Below are 19,987 nucleotides of genomic sequence, written 5' to 3'. Positions count from 1 at the left end.
GGCCTGGACAATCGTCCAGGCCCCTCGGAGCGCGCGCCGCCGACGTCGAGATAGCCGGCGGCCGCGAGCGGCTCCGCGGCCCGGCCGCCGCCCGCGACACCCCCGACCTCGACGGCTTTCACCCACACGTCAAAGCGGTCGTGCTCAGCTGAAGAGCCCGGTGATCTCGTCAGCCGCCTCCTCGACGGCCGCCTCGTAGTCGTCATCGTCGAGGAGCGGCGTGCGCGAGGTGACGCGGTGCCGGAGCTCGGCCAGGTGGCTGAGTACCTCTTCGTCGGACAAGGTCTGGTCGAACCCGTCAACGTGGAGTTCGGCGTCGTGCTTCATCGCGTGCCTCCCTCGCGGAAGTCGTAGCCGAGTGAGTCCCTGAGATCCTTGCGGGCCGCGCTGAGCCGGCTCTTCACCGTGCCAGGGGGGATGTTCAGCAACTCGGCGATCTCGTTGACGGCGTACCCGTGCACGTAGTGCATGACCAGGCACTCGCGCTTGTCTCGCGTCAGGTTCCCGATCGCGGTGTCCAACGCGATCTTGTCCACCGTCGTAGACGCAACATCGAGGTCGGCGCAAGGCATGCCCGTATCCGCGTCGTTCAACGGGCGCTCCGGGCGGGAAGCCAGCTTCTGATACGCCCGATTCAGGATGCGTCGGCCGGTGAAAGCCACCCAGGCGACGGGATGGGGATGTTCACTCACTTCCGGCCACTTACGGTAGGCGATTTCGAAGGCCCGGCTGGCTGCCTCCTGCGCGAGCTCCCAGTCGTTCTGCCGAGCGTTGAGGATGCGACAGATCTGCAGGAAGTGGGCCTTGAAGAAGGCGTCGAAGTTCTTGGCCGGTCGGTGAGGGGGTGGGACCACAGCCCTCACACCGGCCAGAAGCGCGTTGGCGCGCTCCTCAAGTGGCCAGTTGGTGTGCTCAATGAGGGTGTGAGGGGCGCAGCGATCCCCGAAGAGCACCACCTGATGGTGTCCACGGCCGTAGCGCGAGGGCCACAGGAGCCCCTGGGCCCAAGGATTATGTTGACGTAGCACCGAGGACCAGGCCCGTGCGCGAACGAAGTCGTCGGAGAGGACGAGTTCGGAGGAAGCCCCGGCGGCGGCGAGCGACTCCGCCGTCGTCAGGTCGATGAGCAGGAGAGGCTCGGCGGTGCGCACCTGAGTGAGCTGACGGTCCACAACCGCCGCCGATGGCACCAACCGCATCGCACCAACGTCGCTGAACGGCAGCGCCCTCAGCAGCGTGTCCGCCACGGCCGCCTCGGGAGTCCGCGCCGCATAGAGAAAGGGGTACGGATCCTCCGGAGTACCGTCGAAGCGCCCGCCTGTGAAGATGTCCGCCGGTCGGGGGTTGAACGCTGTCGATGAGAAGCGCTTGCGATGGACCCTGTACAGCCAGGTGTCTGCTGGAAGCTCAGCGCGGCGAGCCGTCAACGGCCGCGCCGGCGGAGGAGAGATGGGCATGGATCACTTCTCCTCAGCCGTGGTCAGAGCGTGGTGACGGGCACCGAGCACTTCTGGGGACTCCGATACAGCGCCATCGCGGCGGACGGACCCACCAGCGCCATCGCGGCGGACGGACCCACCGACGATGACGTCCAGCCGCTCCTGCACGGGGACGGTGATCTCCAGGATGCTTCCGTCGGCCCGCCGGTCGTAGACCCTGCCGCCTTGCTGAATTGCCAGCGGCGCCGTGAGCAGGGTCGTACGCCGCTCTCGCTCGAACGTTGCCGCGTTCTTGCCCTCGACCCAGATCCGGATCGCGTGCCACATGCCGCCTTCCCTTCCTTGCCGGGTGCCGCCTGCGAGCGACAGCGCCGCTCGGATCATCTGAACCACCATGCCCGCTCCCTCAGCTGTCGTGTGTGCCTTCACCCCGGTAAGGCCTTCGACCCGCGGACTGGTTCACCCGAACTTCCCTGCGGCGCCGCGGCGGGGGCGCTGCTCGTCGAGATGTCGCTCATGGTGTGCTGCTGATGCGGTGGGCGCCTGCTCCTGGCGGGCGCGTGCGGACATGCGAAAGGGGCCCGCTCCTGGCGGGCCCCTTGGGGTGGTGTTGTCGGTGGCGTGTGCTAGCCCTGTCCGGCCGATCTTCACGGGCTGCGACGACAACTTCGGCGTCTCGCTGGATTGCTGGAGCCGCCCGAGTACGCCCAGTACGAGGACGAGGAAGATCCTCGATCCTCCGCCTTGCCCCCGGCTCACTTCCCCCTTGTTCTCCTGTGCTACATCATCAGCAGCCCGGGAACGTCGCCGACGGGGTTTCGAAGGTCCCCTGCCCCTGGACCTTGATCAGGCCAACGGCGCTCTTGCAGGGCCAGCTCATCTTCCACGTGCTGGTGGCCCGGTCGCCGTCGCTGATGGTCTCCAGCCTGTCGTACGACGACGAACCGTTCATGCGATACCCGAGCTGGGCCTTGATGTTCGCGCCACCCTTTTTGGTGTAGAAGACATCGATGGACTGCGGCCGGCTGTTCATGGCGATGCAGAGTTGGCCCTTGCTCAAGCTGGTGCACTTGACATGGTCCGACCCTGACGCCAACTTCTGCGACGCGTGGGTGGGCGTCGCCTCCGTTCCGGCCGCGTGAGCCGGAACGGTGAGAAGCGAGAAGCCGACGGCCGCACACGCGGCGGCTGCCAGTGAGGCACGACGAATCATGGAGATTCCCCCGTATCAGTAGTGGTCTGAAGTGGTCTGAAGGGGTCTGACAGTACAAAGGATCAATCACTGGCACGACCTAATTTCAGACAAATTTTCGCCTTGTTCGAGTCGAAGGCGTGCGGGTTGTCGCATGGGTCCGTGAGTGCCCTGACGTGGCCGTGAAGCCGGAAACGATGGCGTCGGGGCCCGACAGGACCCAAGGAGATCGCCACGCTCGGACACGGAATCCGGCCGACGTGCCGCCCCTGACCGGAAAGACGGTCTTGCGGCTGCACGACCGCCGCTGAGTGTGATGCATGTCCAAGCGCTGCATCAGGCAACGTTCGCCCTGTTGACCACCTTGCGTGGGCGTTCGTCGGCGGGGTGCTTGTTCCGTCAGATGATGTAGCGGCGGATCATGCTGCCCTGCTCCTTGTGGCCCGAAGGCGCTCGTGGCTGATGTCGTCGTCCCCCCTCGGCGACCAGGAAGGCGGCCGGCCTCGCAAGTGGCGGGGCCGGTTCGCTGCCGGTGGCCTGGCCGCTCTGGCCGAGGTGAAGCGCTCCGGCCGGCCCCGCATCTACGGGCCGCAGGGGCGCATCGCAGTGGTGGCCGCCGCCACCGGGGGCCAGGCGGCACCGCCACTGGAGCCAGCCCCCTCCCTCGACAAGGTCGCCGCCCACTGCCACCGGATCTCCGACTCAGGTCACTAGCGGCCTTGTGTCCGGCGGCTCTTGGAGCGGCGGGCCCGGGTCTCCAGCAGAACGCCCATCAGCTCGGTCTCGCCGGCCCCGGTGAGCAGCCGCTTGGGCACGATCAGCAGGCTGGTCTTCCAGCCGACGCGGCCCGTCGCGACGTAGACCCGCTCCGTCTCGTAGGAGCGGTACATGGTGCGCCATGGCACCCGCATGAGCTCCTCGGAGCCGCGGGAGACGACGAAGCCGGCGTCGTCGACGACGACCTGCTTCTCCCCCGTGGCCTGGTCGGTGCGGAACATGCGGCCGGCGAGCAGCGGGGGTAGGAACAGGCCGAGCACACCGTAGACCAGAGCGAGCATCAGCAGGCCGGAGTTGACCGGGTCGCCGTGAGCGGCGTGCCTCAGGCCCAGCGTCGCCATCAGGACCGCAGCCACGATGCTGAGCCACCGCAGGCGCCGGAACCATCCGATCGCTGCGACGGCCTCGTCGAACTCCTCCCGAGTCAGGATTCCGCTGAAGGCGATGGTTGTCTGTCGTATGGCGTCCACGGGCGCGGAGCCTACAGGTCCGCGCCCGGCCCGCCAGAGCGGTTCGGTGTCGTGGCGGTCGAGTTCCCTGTAGCCCGGCTCGTCGATGCAGCGCAGGTCGGCACGGCCGTAGCGGGTGATGGTCTTGTTCAGCTGCTTCTCGTCGGCGGCCTCGACCAGCTCGTTCGCCGGCTTCGTCGCGAGTGTGTAGCGGACGCGACAGCCCCGCTCATCGTGGCCTCGGTGCCCAGGCTGATCAGCATGGGGGACTTGCCGGTGCCGGTGCCGGTGCCGGAATTGCCGATCAAGCAGAGCGGCTGGCTCTTCTTGATCCAACGTGCCACCGGATCAGCGCTACGAGGTGGCCCGCATGGCCACCACTAACGCCCCCTCGCCCCCTTCTTTGCCTGGACCTTACCCTCGAGGTGAAGGTAAATTCGCGGTCAAGCGATGGTTGCCTAACGGCAATTGGCGCACGGATGGCAGTGGTGCGACCAGGCGTACGCCCGCGCTCGGCAAGGGCCCCCATGTCACCTGGGGGAGACAGGAGAATCCGATGGACACCGCCCCAACCCCTTCCGCCGCCCACCCGGTTGACGCCGTCGTCGTCGGGGCCGGGCTCTCCGGCCTCTACCAACTCCACCGCCTGCGCGGACTCGGCTTACGGACAGTGGTCTTCGAAGCCGGTGACGACATCGGCGGGACCTGGTACTGGAACCGGTACCCCGGCGCCCGTTGCGACGTCGAGAGCACGTCGTACTCCTACTCCTTCTCCCCTGAGCTGGACCAGGACTGGGTGTGGAGTGAGCGCTACGCGTCACAACCGGAGATCCTGCGCTATGTCCACCACGTCGCGGACCGGTTCGACCTGCGCAGGGACGTCGTGCTGAACACCCGCGTCACCCGCGCCGCATACGACGAGGACAGACACCTCTGGAGCGTCTCCACGGACACCGGACGAACCGTCACCACGCGGTTCGTCATTCTGGCGTCGGGCTGCATGTCCGTTCCCAAGGACCCCGGAATCCCCGGGGCCGACAGCTTCACGGGCTCTACGTACCACACCGCCCGCTGGCCACACGAGGACGTCTCCTTCACCGGCAAGAAGGTCGCCGTGATCGGCACCGGATGCTCCGGTGTCCAGACCATTCCCGTCATCGCCGAGCAGGCGGCCGCACTCACCGTCTTCCAACGCACCCCTGCCTACGCGCTGCCGGCCCACAACCGCCCGCTGCGGAGCACGGAAGTCGCCGAGCTCAAGGCCCGCTACCCGGAGTTCCGGCAGGCCCAACGGCTGTCTCGGGGCGGGACTGTCTTCGAACCGCCGACCCGGTCGGCCCTGGAGACGGGGGAGGCGGAACGCACGGCCACCTACGAGACAGCGTGGGCCTCGGGGCTGCTGAGCGGACTGCTGCGCACCTACACCGACATCCTGACCGACGAGAAGGCCAACGAGACCGTGGCGGAGTTCGTCCGGTCCAAGATTCGGTCGACCGTCACGGACCCGGCGACGGCCGAACTGCTGTCCCCACGTACGTACCCGTTCGCGACCAAGCGCCCTTGCCTGGACACCGGGTACTACGCCACCTACAACCTGCCGCACGTGAAGTTGGTGGACCTGCGCACGACCCCGATCGAAACGATCACCCGCCGGGGCATCCGCACATCGGACGGGGAACACATCCTCGATGCGATCGTCTTCGCCACTGGTTTCGACGCCCTGACCGGCTCACAGCTCGCCTTCGACATCGTGGGGAAGAACGGCGTGACGCTACGGGAGAAGTGGGTGGACGGCCCACGAAGCCACCTGGGGCTCGTATCGGCTGGCTTTCCCAACCTCTTCACCGTCCTCGGTCCCCTCAGCCCCTCCGTACTCACCAACATCCCGGTATCTCTGGAACAGCAGGTGGAGTGGATCACCGACTGCATCGCCTATCTGCGGGGGCACGGCTTCACGGAGATCGACGCCACCCCGGCGGCCGAGGCGGACTGGTGCGCCCACGTGGCAGAGCTCGCCGCCCGGACGCTCTACCCAGCGGTGGCATCCTGGTACACGGGCGCCAACATAGCCGGCAAGCCCAGGGGGTTCCTGGCCTACACGGGCGGACTGGACCGGTACCGGGAGAAGTGCGACGCGGAGACCCGGAACGGCTACACCAGCTTCACGCTCTCCACCCCTCCCTCCTCCAAGGCCGTCTCGACCCGGCGCTCTGCTCCCCAGTCGTCCCTTGGTCTGTGACATGGGGGCATGGACATGAGTCGTGCCGGGACGTCGATCTCCTCGAATGCGCCAGTTCCCCGTGCCGACCCGTGGCTCGTGGAAGAGGCTCGCCCATTGCTCGGGCCCGGCTTCTGCCCGCGGGGACGGCGAACAAGCGGAGGGACGCACGGCTTCGCCTGGTTGCCTGAGCTCGTTCTTCTTCGGTAGCGGTAGCGGTAGCGGCAGCGGCAGTGGCGGGCGGTGGCTTGGTGACGGCCTCACCAGCGTGACCAGTTCAGGGCGTGTGTGACTGGCTCGATGTGGGGCTGGGGGCGGGGAAGGAGAACCACCACGAATCGGCGGACCTCTGCCATGGTGAGGTGCCGATACCAGCCCGGATAGCGGCGAACTTCGTACTGGTCGAGACCGCATTCGTTCTTCGCGGCCTGGAAGCACTCCTCGATGGCCCGTCGGGTGCCGGCGAGCCGTACCAGTTCCGTGACCGTGGTGCCGCTTGCCGCTTGCCGCTGGCGCGTGGGCGAGGAAGTAGGCGATCTCGTCGGACCGGGGCAGGTTGCGGCGGGCCGGCACCCACCGGCGGTGGGTGGGCTGGTCGCCGTCGAAATCTGCGAGGGCGGGCAGGCTGGCGGCAGCCCAGTCGTAGATCCGCGGCTCTTTGGCGTTGGCTTCAGGCGCTCGGCAGGCCCTGGCCTCCAAGGCCCCCGGCGGCGCCCGCTGCAAGTTTGACCATGGCCAACTACGCGTACTGGCAACGGCGTTGGATGCTGGGCCGGGCCGCTCGTCTCCGGCTGGATTGACCAGTGCTGGACCAGCAGCAGGCGCGCGCACCTGACGCGTACTCGTTCGTTCATCACGTTCCTCCTCACGGCAGACGGACGATCAGCCGTCCACATTGATGCAGGCGAGTGCATCAATCACGCCCTTGTCCGCATCAATGAAACCTTCTCAATGAACACCTGCGAGGTCAGAATGAAATGCGGGCGCTCGCAATGGATGCGCCTGCACAGCGAATACATTCATTGGGAGAGGCTCATCATGCTCGGTCTGACTAATCGACGCCGTTCTCTTTTGGCGGTGGCGGGAGCGATGGCCCTGGCCGCATCGCTCGGTGCCGGTTCGGCCTCCGCGGAAGTGCACCGCTACGGCTTCGAGAACAAGATCAAGGTGGGTGGCCCGCGTACTGTGCACAGCGGCACTGTGGAGGACGACTCAAGTGACAAGGCCGGCTGCAGGAATGATGCCTGGCTCATAGGTTTCGCCAAGTGGGACCTCGGAAAGGTCACCAAGAAGGAGATCTACGTCAAGTCGATAAGGATCACCTATCGCACCCGCGTCGAGTCCAACGCTCAGGGGCAGTACTTGGTGCGCGGCAACGGCGGCACGGTTTGGCGAACCCGCTGGGACCCGCACCCCATTCCCGGTGACGCTCGAGACCACAGCGCGACTTTCAAGATAAACAAGTCGGTCAAGCTCGACAGTCAGAAGAGGGTCTATTTCCGGTCGAATATGACTATGGGGCGCAGTGGGGGTGCTGCAGACTGTGGCGGTGACATCCCCTTTTATTTCTACCTGAAACTCGTTGGCTGAGTGGCGTCAAACGAGCTTCACCTCAGGCGAAGTGAAGCGGGCGGTCCGGTCCAGCCGCACCGTAGGCCCCTTCCGGGGAAGGGTATTCACGGACCGGGTGGGGCCCGCCCTACGGTCCGTGGCCGGGCGTTCGGCCCGTCGGAAGGCTGCGGGTTGACCACGTCATGCATTCGACACCGCCGTGCATCTGGCGGATCTTGGAAACTGAATGACATGACGATCGCGGGTTCCATATACGAGGGCGGCGGCAACCTGGTGTCAGCCAACTGTCGTGTCGGGCCAAAGCATTGATCACCGGAGAGAATCTCCGGGAACACTTTCATGGGAGCGGAACGGGGGGCCTGTCATGGCCAAGGAGCAGTATCGAGTCGATCTGGACGCTTTGGACCAGGTCGTACGGGAACTCAACGAAATCCTGCGCGATATGGGCGGTCCTAGGCGCACGGCGGAGAACAACACCTATCTGGCTCCGGGAGCCCTGGGTGTGAATTTTTCCGAGCAGCAGGAGTTGTACGACGCGCACGACAAGATGGCCGACCACCTCAAGCACGATGTCATCGGTCCGTTGGAGAAGCTGATCGATGACTTCGGGCAGAAGACCAAGAAGGTCAAAGGGGCGTACGACGACGCCGAGGCAGAGAATGCCGTGAGGTAGCGGCGGACGCGTACGGAACAGGGACAGGAAAGAAGCGGGGACGGGGAGCGGGAATGTCGGGTTCGGAGAGAAGCCTCAAGCCCTTCGACACGGATTTCAACACGCAGTCAGGGTCGAATCTCCACTGGATGCTCGGCTACGCCGATGTGGACCATGTCTATGACGTCGCGAAGAACTGGCTGGACGTCCACGACCAACTGGTGGGCGAGGAAGGCGACGACGGGGCCAGTGTCCGGGGGAGACTGGTCAAGGCCGTGAAGAAGGTGCGGGAGACCTGGCACGGCACATCCGCCGAGAAGTTCTCCGAAGAGGCCGGCAAGGTCATCGAGGACATCGGGCGCGGCGCGACGTTCGCGAAGAACGTCTCCGGCACGATGAAGGAGGCCGCCGAGGACTTGCAGCACGCCGTGGGGGCAATGCGGAAGATCGACTGGGACCCGCCGGCGTGGGGATCGCCGTATATCGAGTACGAGCGGGCGATTCAGCAAGGTGTTTTCGACGATCCCGCTCTCGAGTTGCGGTCCCTATTCATAGGCCGCGACCGCTATCGACGGCTTGGCGATGCCTATAAGCAGGTGCAGGAGGACCTCGCCAGTGGGATGAGTACGGAAGACATCCTCTCCCTGTGGAAACCGGATAACGACGGTGACCTGGCACGTGGGGATCTGTGGATGCCCAAGTTCCAGCGGCAGGCCCTCGAAGCCGCGTTGGCCATGGAGAAGCTGGCCACGTCGTACAAGAAGCACACCAGCAACCTCAAGCCGCCCGAGGACATCAAGGGCCCCCGGTCCCCGGGCAAACGGCCGTCCGGCGGCCCCAAGGGCGGCATGCCGATCCCCAAGGGCGGCCTGCCCGGCGGAGGCATGTCGCCGAGCGGGTTGATCTCCGGTGGGGCGCCCTCGGGGGCCTTGGGGAGCCCGTCCGGGGGAGCCGGTGAGCTGCATGGGCCGGGGTGGTCGCCGCCGGACGTGCCCGGCGCGTCCCACGGCTCCGGGTGGTCCGGAGGCGGTGGGCACCACACGCCGCCGGTCAGCACCGGGCTCGACAGCTTCCCCAGCACGGACGCCCCCTCGATGATGGGTGGCGGCGGCCTCTCCGGACCCGGCTACCCCGGGCACAACGGGGGATCAGGCACCCCCGGCGGCAGTACCGGCAGCGGCGGCTACACGGGCGGACTGCCGGGTATATCAGGCGGGTTGGGGCCCTCCGGCAGGGGGACCGGCGGATCGGGTCCGCGCTCGGTCCCGCCGCCGGGCGCCGGGGCGCGTTCCGTCCCGGGGGCGCCGGGCGGCGCGTCCGGAGGGCGTACGGGCTCGGGTCCGGGCGCCGGCCGCCCAGGCATGCCCGGTACGGCGGGCGGCGGTGGCATGGGCACCGCAGGCAAGGGAGCCACGGCGGGCCGCGGCCCCGGCGGGTCGCGCACTCCCGGCGGCACGGTCGGCACCCCGTCCGGCGGTGCGGCACAGGCCCCGGCCCAGGGTGGATCCGGGCTGCACCGCAGCCGCGGCGGCACCGCGGGGACCCGGACCCGGTCCACCACCGGCGGGACACCGGGCGCCCCAGGTATGAACGGGGCGGGGGCACAGCGTCGTACGGGCGGCGCGGGCCGCGACGACCGCCGTCGTAACTATCTGGTCGAGGAGGAGGAGACCTGGCTGCCGCGGCGCAACACGGTGCCGCGGGTCATCGAGTAGGCGATCGCGCAGGTGTGTCGGTGGTCGCGGGGCGGCCTACGGGCTGTCGCTCGTAGGCCGCCCGGGTGGACGCCACGTTCCTCACGGGCGAAGGCTGGCGCAAGACTGCAGATGCCACAGCTGCCCCGTCTTCATCGCCCCTTCGGCAATGGCATCGGCGGCACGCTGATTGCGGCCAATGCCGGTCCACTGACCACGGCCTGACGAGCGAGCGTCGGCGCGTTCAGCAGGACCGGCCCGGTGCCCCGGTAGCCGCCATCCGCGATGCCGTGGTCCTGCCGACGGCGTCCTTCGTGCCCGACAGCGCTCACGTCGTGCAGTCGTTGCGGTTGCCGGGCACCGGCCGGCCGCGACCGCGACCGCGATTCAGTTTGGTTCCCCCGGCCGCGGACTCCAGCGCCGGCAGTACCTTGCGGGCTCACGGAGCTTGCCACCAGGCGGCCTCGCGGGTCAGCTCCCGGTCCAGGTCACGCGACTCATCGACTGGGCACATGCCGCACCTGCTTCCGTCCTCCGCCGTCCACACCCTCGTCCGCCGCCCTCTCCTCACGGTCCCCACCTGTCCCAGCACCCGGAACACCCTGTGGAGGAGCCCCTCACCAGCCCGTCGGACGTTCCCTAGACGAAGCTGTAGGTGGGCAGTGGGCCGCGCAGGCGCAGGTCGAGGTCGGCACCCAGTTCGTCGGCGAGTTCCTTCTCGGTGGTGCGGAAGCGGTCTTCGTGTTCCCGGGCGACCAGGAAGGACACGCTCAGGAAGTCGTCGCCCGTTGGCTGTGTCATGCGCTCGTCCCGGGTCAGGCTGCGCAGCGTCTCGACGATCGACGTGGAGAGACGGTCCTGGCGGGCTTGTACTTCCCGGGCGACCTTTTCACCGAGGGTGAGGGGCAGGTCTGGACCGCCGTGGCCGCTTTTGATCTGCTCGTTGAGGCTGCGTGCCTCGTCGGATGCGGCGAGGATCTGGCGGAGCAGCGCGTCTTCGTCCTGGGCGGCCTTGAGGTGGTACTCGATGCAGCCTTCCAGCGACCGTAGTCGCTCGGTGAAGCCGTCCGCATCCTCCTCCAGCACCGTGCGGACAGCGTCGTCGTCCGTGGCCGTGAAGCCGAACTGCAGTGGCAGGACTGTGCCGTCGGCCATCAGCCGCTCTTGGACGGCCTGGTGCGCGCTGAGGTCGCGGCGCTTGGCCCGCAGGTCCTCGGGTGCTTCGCTGACGACGGCGGACAGCTTCCCGGCGGATACCGTGCGCAGCTTGCCGGGCGGGTCGCCGACGCCGTCGAGGCCGTCCAAGCGCTGCGGGTGGGTGCTCGCGACGATGGAGTAGACATAGACGGCCATCGCTCATTCCTTTCGGCGCCCGACCGGCCGACGGGCCGGCCGCTCGCGCTTTCTCACGGGCTCCTTGCGGCTCTCCTCGTCCTCGGACTCCTGGGACTTCTGGGACTCCTCGGACTCCTGGGACTCCTCGTCGTCCTCGTCACCACCGCCCCCTTTGAGGGCGTCGCTCACCGCTTCGACGGCGCCGCTGAGGGCTCCCTTCGGTTTGCCCTGCGAGCCGCCCTCGGTGATCTCACCGACCATGTCCGGCAGGCCTTGGGGCTTCTTGGCTCCGGCCTCCAGATCGAGCCGGTTGCAGGCCTCCGCGAACCGGAGGTAGGTGTCGACGCTGGCCACGACGATGCGGGCATCGATCTTGAGGATCTCGATGCCGACCAGCGACACCCGGGCGAAGATGTCGATGACCAGACCTCGGTCCAAGATCAGGTCGAGGATGTCGTAGAGACTGCCGGAGCCCCCGCCGCCTCGGGAAACAGGTCCTCCGCCTTGCGGCACCACAGTCACGGTGCCTCCCTTCGTCGGCACACCTCGCGGGCGTGGGAACGGGGCCCGTGGACATCGGCACTGGTCTGCCGCACGTGCCCCGTCCGCAGGCTCACTAGCGGGTGCCGTGGTCCTGCTGGTTTTCGCTCCTAGTTCCTGTCTACGGCTAATGCCGCGCTCGCGCGATCGGGCGCCTGCTGGTGCGTGCACCGGACGGTGCTGCGGCGCGGCTGGCGGCCGTCGCACTCGATCGAGGGGGGCGGGAGTGTTGGATAACGATGCCGCTGACCTGCGGCTTTTGTTCTTCGGAGGTGTGTGTCCGGCCGTTTCGGGGTGGCGGCAGTGCCCAGCCGCCGCCCTGGTGTCCAGGCAGCGGCACCATGGTTTTCGACGGTTGCGACCTCCAGAGCATCGCGTGCCTCGGAGACTGAGCAGGGCGCGGGCGGCGTGGATGCTGCCGCCCACCGTCTCTCGCCGACAGTCCTGGGGCACCGCCCCCTACGACCTCTGAGGCGCGCTCAGTCGCCACCGACAGTCCGCGTGCTCCTGCTTCGAGCTGGTGCCCTGCGATCTGGGGGCACAGGACATCAGTCCTCTCAACTGGCGTGAAGAATCCGAAGACGATCGGGTTCCGCCGGATCCCGATCAACGACTTGGACCGGCGCCGAGGCCCATTGCCACACGCTGATGCCTGGCGTGCGGGCGAACTGGATCTGACCGCGGGTGCCTTCGACTGCGAGGCGCGGCCAGGATGCGGCAATGCGCGCCCGGTCCACGCCGTGAGAACGCAGCACTTCGGCGAGGACGGTGACCGTGTCGTAGCCCTCGAAGGCGACGAAGGAGGGCGCTTCGCCCAGCCGCTCTCGGAGGGCCGTCTCGACTCGTGCACCGAGTGGGGTCAGGCGCTCGGGCAGGTAGCGCAAGAACGGGACCGCGGTGCCGTCGTCGCCCGACAATGCCGCCCATTCGGCGAACTCCGGTTGCCCGGCCGGAGCACCGATCAAGATCTCGGTGAGGCGCCGGTCGCGGCGGACGGACTTGACGATCGACACCGCCGGCTCCGGGTGGCCGACCAGAAGAAGGAGGGCGGTTGCGCGATGGTCGACGAGTGCGTCGCACACGGCCGCGGGGGTGAGCGCGCTCATGTCGAGTTCGATGACGGTGCCGCCGCGTGGAGCGAGATGGTCCCGCAGAATGCGGGTCCCAGATGCCCAGTAGACACTCGGCTGGGCTGCTACGGCGATTCGGCTGTGGCCCGCTCTGAGGAGGAAGTCCGCGTAGACCTGCCAACCGCGGGACTGCGGCGGGGAGAGGCGCGCGACCCAGTCCGTTGGCTGTTCGGTGAGCGCGTCGAGAACCGCTGACGAGCAGAGGTACGGCAGGCCGAGGGCATCGGCCCTGGTAGCAGCGGCGCGAGCGACAACGCTGTGGTACTCACCCGCCAAGGCGGCCACGCCAAGGCGAGTCAGTTCCTCGACGGCCGCCACGGCCCTCTGCGGATCAGCCGCGGTGTCCCGGACCACCAGCTCAAGGGGCCTTCCGACGATCCCGCCGGCGTCATTGACATCGTTCACGGCCAACTCAAGCCCAGCGAGCAGGTGTTGGCCCGCCTTGACCCAACCAGGCCGGGTCAGCGGCACGAGCGCGCCGATCCGGACGGTTGATCCGTCAGTCCGTTCCGTAACAGGTGACGGTGGTGGGGTATTCATGCGTGGGCGTCTCCCGAGTGACGATGCGGTTGCGGTCTGCCCAGATCGCGGCGTGGCAAGGCCCGGTAGGAGCTCATGTCCGTCGCCCCGGCTGCTGTGATCATGTGGCGGCAGCGTAGCCATGCAGCTTGGAAAATCCAAGTGATCGTTCGAAGGGGAAGCAAGCCTTCAACTTCCCCTGGAATTACGCGAGGCCCGGCAACCCGGCACTCCAGTCGGCACCCGCCCTCCTGCGGGCTGGGGTGTATCTCTGTACCGCGCCGGACGCGTTCGCGTGCACGTGGACAGCAGGGGACCGAATCCGTGGGCCGACGGGGAAGCGGGAGGGAACCGCTCGCTACGGTATGGGCAAGCGATACAGGGTCTCTGGCAATACCCGGGGCCGGGACCGTTCCGCATGTGCTGCGGCACGCCTGCGCCTCGATGATGCTGGAGGCGGGGGAGTCCGTGGTGGCCGTGGTGGCCGTCCTGGATTCTCCCCGGATTCCCCCCAGGGTTGTTCGCGGCGGATGCCCCGGCTTGTGTGGGTCCGGATCTTATTGTTGATTCTAATGCCGCTGGGTCAGATAGCCTGGGAAAATGCTGACAGAAGTGATGGCGACTCGCTATGTCACGCCCTTGCGTGAGGGCGGATCGCTTCCGGGAATCGTTGAGGGTGACGATCTCGGTACCTACATCATGAAGTTCACCGGTGCCGGGCAGGGCCGCAAGACCCTCGTTGCGGAGATCATCTGCGGGCAGCTGGGCCGCCGGCTCGGGCTGCGGGTGCCGGACCTGGTGCGGATGCAGCTCGATCCCGTCATCGGGCTCGGCGAGCCCGACCAGGAGGTCCAGGAGCTGCTCAAGGCCAGCGGGGGGCTGAACCTGGGCATGGACTACCTCCCCGGGTCGCTGGGCTTCGATCCGCTCGCCTTCGAGGTCGGTTCCCGTGAGGCGGGGCGGGTGGTGTGGTTCGACGCGCTGATCAACAACGTCGACCGGTCCTGGCGCAACCCCAATCTGCTGGTCTGGCACGGCGAACTGTGGCTGATCGACCACGGTGCCGCCATGATCTGGCACCACAACTGGCCGAGCGCGGAGAAGGCCGCGGCCCGGCCCTACAACGCCTCCGACCACGTGCTGGCCACCTTCGGCCCGGACATCGAGGCGGCGGCCGCCGAGTTCGCGCCGCAGATCACCGAGGAACTGCTGACCGAGATCGCGGCGGACGTCCCGGACGAATGGCTGACGGACGAGCCCGGCTTCGACTCGCCGGACGTGCTGCGCCAGGCGTACGTCAAGACGCTGCTGGCCCGCGCGCAGACGATCAGCGACCACATCACCATCGGGGAGCCCACCAAGGACAAGCCCTCGCAGGCCCCTGCATGGCTGGCCGGAAAGTTGCCGCGGAGGGCAGTGAAGTGACCGGTCTGCACAACGGACGCGATGTCTTCGAGTACGCCCTGCTGAAGGTCGTGCCCCGGGTGGAGCGCGGCGAGATGATCAATGCCGGGGTGGTCGTGTACTGCCATGCCCGGCGCTTCGTCGAGGCCAGGACCCATCTGGACGAGGCCCGGCTGCTGGCCCTGGACCCCACGGCCGACGTCGCCGGCGTACGGGCCGCGCTCTGCGCCGTCGAGGGTATCTGCGAGGGCGGTGAACGGGCCGGACAGGCGGCCGGCGACGACGCGGGACGGCGTTTCCGCTGGCTGATCGCGCCGCGCAGCACCATCGTCCAGCCCGGCCCGGTGCACACCGGCCTGACCGCCGACCCCGCGGCGGAGGCGGAGCGGTTGCTGGAGCTGTTGGTGCGCTGACGTGGCGGACGCCTTGGCGCGGGCGCCCGGTCTGCCGTAGGGCGGGCCGGGCGCCGCTATGTGTGGCGAGGGCCCGTATGTGCGGCGAGAGCCCGTTATGTGTGGCGAGGGCCCGCATGCATGGTGAGAGCCCGTACGTATGGCGCGAACCCGCCCGGTTTTGGTGCGCGTCGAGGTGAGGTCGGCAACGGCGCGGTGGTGGGGCGTTGACAGCGCGTGGCGGGGCTTCTAGCGTCAGCCCTGCTCAGGGTACTAAGCGGTTGCTCACCTACGGGATCGGTGCGGCGGACCGCTTGTCGAGGTTTCAAGGGTGAGGAGAACCCGCATGTCCACCACCGAGCAGCGCGTCGCCATCGTGACGGGCGCGGCCCGCGGTATCGGCGCGGCCACCGCCGTACGCCTGGCCGCCGAGGGCCGTGCCGTCGCCGTACTGGACCTCGACGAGGCGGCCTGCAAGGACACCGTCGAGAAGATCACCGCGGCCGGCGGCAAGGCCATCGCGGTCGGCTGTGACGTCTCGGATGCGGAGCAGGTGGAGGCGGCGGTCACCCGGGTCGCCTCCGAGCTCGGCGCGCCGACCGTCCTCGTCAACAACGCCGGTGTGCTTCGCGACAATCTGCTGTTCAAGATGAGCGAGACCGACTGGGACACGGTCATGAACGTGCATCTGCGGGGTGCGTTCCTGATGTCCCGCGCCTGCCAGAAGCACATGGTGGACGCCGGGTTCGGCCGGATCGTCAACCTCTCCTCCAGCTCGGCGCTCGGCAACCGCGGCCAGGCCAACTACGCGACGGCCAAGGCCGGTCTGCAGGGCTTCACCAAGACACTCGCCATCGAACTCGGCAAGTTCGGCGTCACCGCCAACGCCGTCGCCCCCGGCTTCATCGTCACCGACATGACCGCGGCCACCGCCGAGCGCGTCGGCATGGACTTCGAGGACTTCCAGGCCGCGGCCGCCACCCAGATCCCGGTGCAGCGGGTCGGCCGGCCCGACGACATCGCCAACGCGATCGCCTTCTTCACCGGCGACGCGGCCGGCTTCGTGTCCGGCCAGGTCATGTACGTCGCCGGCGGCCCGCTCAACTGACCGCCGCACCACCCACCTCAGGAGCACAGGACATGACCGAGCAGGACAGCGGGCTCCCCGAGCCCTCCGGCAAGGTGGCGCTGGTCACCGGCGCCAGCCGCGGAATCGGCTACGGCATCGCCGAGGCCCTGGTGGCCCGCGGCGACCGGGTCGTCATCACCGGCCGCAACGAGGACGCCCTCAAGGAAGCCGCCGAGAAGCTCGGCGCGGACCGGGTGATCGGTGTTGCCGGCAAGGCGCACGACGAGGAGCACCAGGCCGTCGCCGTCGAACGCGCGATGGAGGCCTTCGGCCGGGTCGACTACCTCGTCAACAACGCGGGCACGAACCCGGTGTTCGGCCCGATCGCCGACCTCGACCTCAATGTCGCGCGCAAGGTCTTCGAGACCAACGTCATCTCCGCGCTCGGCTTCGCCCAGCGCACCTGGCACGCCTGGCAGAAGGACAACGGCGGGGCGATCGTCAACATTGCCTCGATCGCCGGGCTGAACGCCTCGCCGTTCATCGGCGCGTACGGCATCAGCAAGGCCGCGATGGTGAACCTCACGGTGCAGCTCGCCCACGAGTTCGCGCCGGTGGTGCGGGTCAACTCCATCGCGCCGGCAGTGATCAAGACCAAGTTCGCTGCGGCGCTCTACGAGAACCGCGAGGAGGAGGCGGCGGCCGGCTACCCGATGGCGCGGCTGGGCGTCCCGGAGGACATCGGCGGGGCCGCGGCCTTCCTGCTCTCCGGCGACTCGGGCTGGATCACCGGGCAGACGCTGGTCGTGGACGGCGGTCTGTTCCTCAACGCCGGGGTCTGACGACCGGGCGGGCCGCGCGGCGGCCTTGCCTTGGTGTGCGCTCCAAGAGGCAGAGTCCGTGGTGCCGGTCCCTTCGGGGCCGGCACCACCCGCGTCGGCGGACCTGCCAGGGAGGCATGCCATGCACTACCGCACGCTCGGCGGTGATCAAGGGCCCCGGATCAGCGCCGTCTGCCTGGGGACGCTGCCGTTCGGCACCACCGTCGACGAACCGACCTCGTTCGCGATCCTGGACCGCTTCGCGGCGGCCGGCGGCACCTTCGTCGACACCGCGAACCACTACGCCTGCTGGGTGCCGGGCACCACCGGCGACGAGAGCGAGCTGCTGCTCGGCCGCTGGCTGCGCAGCCGTGGCACGGCCGGCCGCACGGTGCTGGCCACCAAGGTCGGCGCCCGGCCCGATCCGGCCCGCGGCGCCCGGTGGCCCGCCAACGCGGAGGGCCTGTCCGCGGCGGCCGTACGCGCCGGCATCGAGGGCAGCCTGCGCAGGCTGGGCACCGACCGGGTGGACCTGTACTACGCGCACCTCGAGGACCGCTCGGTCCCTCTGGAGGAGACGGTCGAGGCGCTGGCCGGCCTCGTCCAGGACGGCAGGGTGGGCACCCTCGGCGCCGGCGACCACCGGACCTGGCGGCTGGCCGAGGCCCGGCACACCGCCGCCGGGCGCGACCTGCCCGGTTTCAGGGCCGTACAGCGGCGGCACACCTATCTGCGGCCGCGCCGGGGCCTGCCCTCCGGCCACCATGTGGAGGCCGACGAGGAGCTGCTCGACTACGCGGCGGCGCACCCCGATCTGACGCCGGTCGGGTATGGGACGCTGATGGGAGGGGCGTACACGCGTGCCGACCGCCCGCTGCCGGAGGTCTACGACCACCCCGGATCGGTGGCGCGGCTGCGGGTACTGGCGGAGGTCGCGGCGGAGTGCGGGGCCACCGTGAACCAGGTGGTGCTGGCCTGGCTGATGGGCGGGGAGCTGCCCGTCGTGCCCGTGCTGGGCGTGAGCTCGGTGGCGCAGCTGGACGAGGGGCTGGCGGCACTCGACCTGCGGCTGGACCCCGTCCAGCGGGCCCGGCTCGACACCGCCTGACGCGGGCCGGCCACCGGCCGCGGGCCCGGCGCATCGGCCCGCGGACGGCGTTGTCAGTGGTCGCCGGTAGGTTCTGTGACGGAGAACGCAACGCACACCGGAGGTTGTTGACGTGGTGACCGACATGCTGCCCGAGTCCTGGCGCGGGGTACTCGGCGAGGAGTTGGAGAAGCCCTATTTCAAGGAGCTCACCGACTTCGTCGAGCAGGAGCGGGCCAACGGCCCGGTCTACCCGCCCCGCGAGCAGGTCTTCGCGGCGCTGGAGGCGACGCCCTACGACCAGGTGAAGGTGCTCATCCTCGGGCAGGACCCGTACCACGGCGCGGGGCAGGGCCACGGCCTGTGCTTCTCCGTGCAGCCCGGTGTCAGGACGCCGCCGTCGCTGCGGAACATCTACAAGGAGATGAAGGAGGAGCTGGGCCACCCGATCCCGGACAACGGCTATCTGATGCCCTGGGCCCAGCAGGGCGTACTGCTGCTGAACGCCGTCCTGACGGTCCGCGAGGCCGAGGCCAATTCCCACAAGGGCAAGGGATGGGAGAAGGTCACCGACGCGGTGATCCGGGCGGTGGCCTCCCGGCCCGACCCGGCGGTCTTCGTGCTCTGGGGGAACTACGCCAAGAAGAAGCTGCCGCTGATCGACGAGGAGCGGCATGCGGTGGTGCAGGGCGCCCACCCCTCCCCGCTGTCGGCGAAGAAGTTCTTCGGCTCCCGCCCCTTCACCCAGATCAACGACGCGATCGCCGCGCAGGGGCACGCCCCGATCGACTGGCGGATCCCTGACCTGGGCTGAGCCCTGGCGGCCCGCGCCGTGCCCGTCCGTGCGATCCGCCGGGCGGGCCCGGCCACCCGGTGCGTCGCCCACACCGCGCGAAGGTTTCCGGCGGCGGTTAGCGTCGAGGGAACAGCAGTGACGGTGGTGAGCGAACCCCGGGAGTGCGCGGTGATGGACAAGCGGCGGGAGGCGACGCCCGAGGACGGCGTGCTGACCCGGATCGGCCAGGCGATCATGCTGCATCGCGCGGGTGACCGGGAAGAGGCCCGCAACCGCCTCTCCGCGCTGTGGCACGAGATCGGACCGCACGGAGACGCCTTCCACCGCTGCACCCTGGCCCACTACATGGCCGACACCCAGGACGACCCCAGGGACGAGCTCGACTGGGACCTGAGAGCCCTGGAGGCGGCCGAGGGCTTCGTCACCGAGCGGCCCGACCGCGGCGGATCCGCGCCCGGGGAGGTGAGCGTCGCCGACGGGCCGGGGCCGCGTCACCCCCTCGTCGCGCTGCGCGCGTTCTTCCCCTCGCTGCATCTCAACATCGCGGCCGACTACGCCGCACTGGACCGGACGGCCGATGCCCGCGCCCAGTTGCTGCGCGCCCGGGCGTCGGTCAACGCCCTCGCCGACGGCGAGTACCGCCAGGGGCTCAGGGACGCGATCGAGCGCCTGGAGCTGCGGATCGACCGCGCGGCCGGGCGAACGGCGTAGGGGCCGTCCCGAGCGCGTCTCCGCGCGACCGTGTCGATCTCCACGGGACGGCGTCGATCTCCACGGGACCGCGTCGATCTCCGTGGGCCCGCTGATGCCCCCTAGAGCCTGTCCGATGGGTCATGGCCGGGTCCGCGGCGCCGGGCACGGCACCTCGCGGCGTTTCACGAGCGTCGGCGGCCACGCGGCC

The 19,987-nt window shown here is 68.7% G+C and carries 20 protein-coding genes and 2 pseudogenes; 12 read left to right on the top strand and 10 right to left on the bottom strand.

Features of this window, described 5'->3' with window-relative positions:
• Positions 1 to 144: 144 nt before the first annotated feature.
• From ACFWZH_RS31335 to ACFWZH_RS31320, 4 genes are all read right to left on the bottom strand, one after another.
• Positions 145 to 327 (bottom strand): hypothetical protein, encoded by a 183-nt coding sequence (locus ACFWZH_RS31335; RefSeq protein WP_384438817.1) that lies wholly within the window; start codon positions 325 to 327, stop codon positions 145 to 147.
• Positions 324 to 1,457, bottom strand: a complete 1,134-nt coding sequence (locus ACFWZH_RS31330; RefSeq protein WP_384438815.1) for a sigma-70 family RNA polymerase sigma factor — start codon at positions 1,455 to 1,457, stop codon at positions 324 to 326. The genes ACFWZH_RS31335 and ACFWZH_RS31330 overlap by 4 nt, the downstream gene beginning before the upstream one ends.
• A gap of 3 nt (positions 1,458 to 1,460) precedes the next feature.
• On the bottom strand, positions 1,461 to 1,835 hold the full coding sequence (locus ACFWZH_RS31325) for a hypothetical protein (RefSeq protein ID WP_384438812.1): 375 nt from the start codon (positions 1,833 to 1,835) through the stop codon (positions 1,461 to 1,463).
• Positions 1,836 to 2,226: 391 nt separating this feature from the next.
• Positions 2,227 to 2,652 (bottom strand): hypothetical protein, encoded by a 426-nt coding sequence (locus ACFWZH_RS31320; protein ID WP_384438809.1) that lies wholly within the window; start codon positions 2,650 to 2,652, stop codon positions 2,227 to 2,229.
• Positions 2,653 to 3,093: 441 nt separating this feature from the next.
• Here ACFWZH_RS31320 and ACFWZH_RS31315 point away from each other — a divergent pair, with 441 nt between their 5' ends.
• On the top strand, positions 3,094 to 3,345 hold the full coding sequence (locus ACFWZH_RS31315; RefSeq protein ID WP_384438806.1) for a hypothetical protein: 252 nt from the start codon (positions 3,094 to 3,096) through the stop codon (positions 3,343 to 3,345).
• On the opposite strand, the gene ACFWZH_RS31310 is transcribed toward ACFWZH_RS31315, so the two are convergent.
• On the bottom strand, positions 3,342 to 3,878 hold the full coding sequence (locus ACFWZH_RS31310) for a YcxB family protein (RefSeq protein ID WP_384438832.1): 537 nt from the start codon (positions 3,876 to 3,878) through the stop codon (positions 3,342 to 3,344). The genes ACFWZH_RS31315 and ACFWZH_RS31310 overlap by 4 nt on opposite strands.
• A 30-nt stretch (positions 3,879 to 3,908) precedes the next feature.
• Positions 3,909 to 4,192, bottom strand: a pseudogene (locus ACFWZH_RS31305) (ATP-binding protein); the annotation flags it as partial.
• 221 nt (positions 4,193 to 4,413) lie between these two features.
• Between ACFWZH_RS31305 and ACFWZH_RS31300 the strand changes: the two are divergent.
• Positions 4,414 to 6,096 carry a flavin-containing monooxygenase gene (locus tag ACFWZH_RS31300; RefSeq protein WP_384438803.1) on the top strand — a complete coding sequence of 561 codons (1,683 nt, stop codon included), beginning with the start codon at positions 4,414 to 4,416 and terminating at the stop codon, positions 6,094 to 6,096.
• Between the two features lie 329 nt (positions 6,097 to 6,425).
• On the opposite strand, the pseudogene ACFWZH_RS31295 reads toward ACFWZH_RS31300, so the two are convergent.
• Positions 6,426 to 6,726, bottom strand: a pseudogene (locus ACFWZH_RS31295) (IS701 family transposase); the annotation flags it as partial.
• Positions 6,727 to 7,026: 300 nt separating this feature from the next.
• Here ACFWZH_RS31295 and ACFWZH_RS31290 point away from each other — a divergent pair.
• From ACFWZH_RS31290 to ACFWZH_RS31280, 3 genes are all read left to right on the top strand, one after another.
• The gene (locus ACFWZH_RS31290) at positions 7,027 to 7,665 is read left to right on the top strand and encodes a hypothetical protein (protein ID WP_384438800.1); all 639 of its coding nucleotides are present in this window, start codon (positions 7,027 to 7,029) and stop codon (positions 7,663 to 7,665) included.
• Between the two features lie 346 nt (positions 7,666 to 8,011).
• Complete coding sequence (locus ACFWZH_RS31285; RefSeq protein WP_384438797.1) at positions 8,012 to 8,320, top strand: hypothetical protein; 309 nt, start codon at positions 8,012 to 8,014, stop codon at positions 8,318 to 8,320.
• Between the two features lie 53 nt (positions 8,321 to 8,373).
• Positions 8,374 to 10,014, top strand: coding sequence for a hypothetical protein (locus ACFWZH_RS31280; RefSeq protein WP_384438794.1), 1,641 nt, complete (start codon positions 8,374 to 8,376; stop codon positions 10,012 to 10,014).
• Between the two features lie 618 nt (positions 10,015 to 10,632).
• Here the strand turns inward: ACFWZH_RS31280 and ACFWZH_RS31275 are convergent.
• The 3 genes from ACFWZH_RS31275 to ACFWZH_RS31265 form a co-directional block, all read right to left on the bottom strand.
• Positions 10,633 to 11,346, bottom strand: coding sequence for a GvpL/GvpF family gas vesicle protein (locus ACFWZH_RS31275; protein WP_384438791.1), 714 nt, complete (start codon positions 11,344 to 11,346; stop codon positions 10,633 to 10,635).
• A 3-nt stretch (positions 11,347 to 11,349) separates the two neighbouring features.
• On the bottom strand, positions 11,350 to 11,850 hold the full coding sequence (gene gvpJ / locus ACFWZH_RS31270; RefSeq protein WP_384438788.1) for a gas vesicle protein GvpJ: 501 nt from the start codon (positions 11,848 to 11,850) through the stop codon (positions 11,350 to 11,352).
• A gap of 575 nt (positions 11,851 to 12,425) precedes the next feature.
• A complete protein-coding gene (locus tag ACFWZH_RS31265; RefSeq protein WP_384438785.1) occupies positions 12,426 to 13,538 on the bottom strand; it encodes an ABC transporter substrate-binding protein in 1,113 nt (370 codons plus the stop codon).
• Between the two features lie 579 nt (positions 13,539 to 14,117).
• On the opposite strand from ACFWZH_RS31265, the gene ACFWZH_RS31260 reads away from it, so the two are divergent.
• The 7 genes from ACFWZH_RS31260 (at position 14,118) to ACFWZH_RS31230 (ending at position 19,797) form a co-directional block, all read left to right on the top strand.
• Positions 14,118 to 14,942 carry a HipA family kinase gene (locus ACFWZH_RS31260; RefSeq protein ID WP_384438782.1) on the top strand — a complete coding sequence of 275 codons (825 nt, stop codon included), beginning with the start codon at positions 14,118 to 14,120 and terminating at the stop codon, positions 14,940 to 14,942.
• On the top strand, positions 14,939 to 15,334 hold the full coding sequence (locus ACFWZH_RS31255) for a DUF3037 domain-containing protein (protein ID WP_384438779.1): 396 nt from the start codon (positions 14,939 to 14,941) through the stop codon (positions 15,332 to 15,334). The genes ACFWZH_RS31260 and ACFWZH_RS31255 overlap by 4 nt, the downstream gene beginning before the upstream one ends.
• A gap of 325 nt (positions 15,335 to 15,659) precedes the next feature.
• Positions 15,660 to 16,421, top strand: coding sequence for a 3-oxoacyl-ACP reductase FabG (fabG, locus tag ACFWZH_RS31250; protein WP_384438776.1), 762 nt, complete (start codon positions 15,660 to 15,662; stop codon positions 16,419 to 16,421).
• 32 nt (positions 16,422 to 16,453) lie between these two features.
• Complete coding sequence (locus tag ACFWZH_RS31245; RefSeq protein WP_384438773.1) at positions 16,454 to 17,224, top strand: SDR family oxidoreductase; 771 nt, start codon at positions 16,454 to 16,456, stop codon at positions 17,222 to 17,224.
• Between the two features lie 121 nt (positions 17,225 to 17,345).
• Positions 17,346 to 18,311, top strand: coding sequence for an aldo/keto reductase (locus ACFWZH_RS31240; protein WP_384438770.1), 966 nt, complete (start codon positions 17,346 to 17,348; stop codon positions 18,309 to 18,311).
• Between the two features lie 124 nt (positions 18,312 to 18,435).
• Complete coding sequence (locus ACFWZH_RS31235; RefSeq protein ID WP_384438829.1) at positions 18,436 to 19,104, top strand: uracil-DNA glycosylase; 669 nt, start codon at positions 18,436 to 18,438, stop codon at positions 19,102 to 19,104.
• Positions 19,105 to 19,257: 153 nt separating this feature from the next.
• On the top strand, positions 19,258 to 19,797 hold the full coding sequence (locus ACFWZH_RS31230) for a hypothetical protein (protein ID WP_384438826.1): 540 nt from the start codon (positions 19,258 to 19,260) through the stop codon (positions 19,795 to 19,797).
• Positions 19,798 to 19,987 lie beyond the last annotated feature (190 nt).

Origin of the sequence: Streptomyces sp. NPDC059008, assembly GCF_042749045.1 — a bacterium.
Lineage (GTDB): Bacteria > Actinomycetota > Actinomycetes > Streptomycetales > Streptomycetaceae > Streptomyces.
This window is presented reverse-complemented; position numbering and strand designations above follow the sequence as displayed.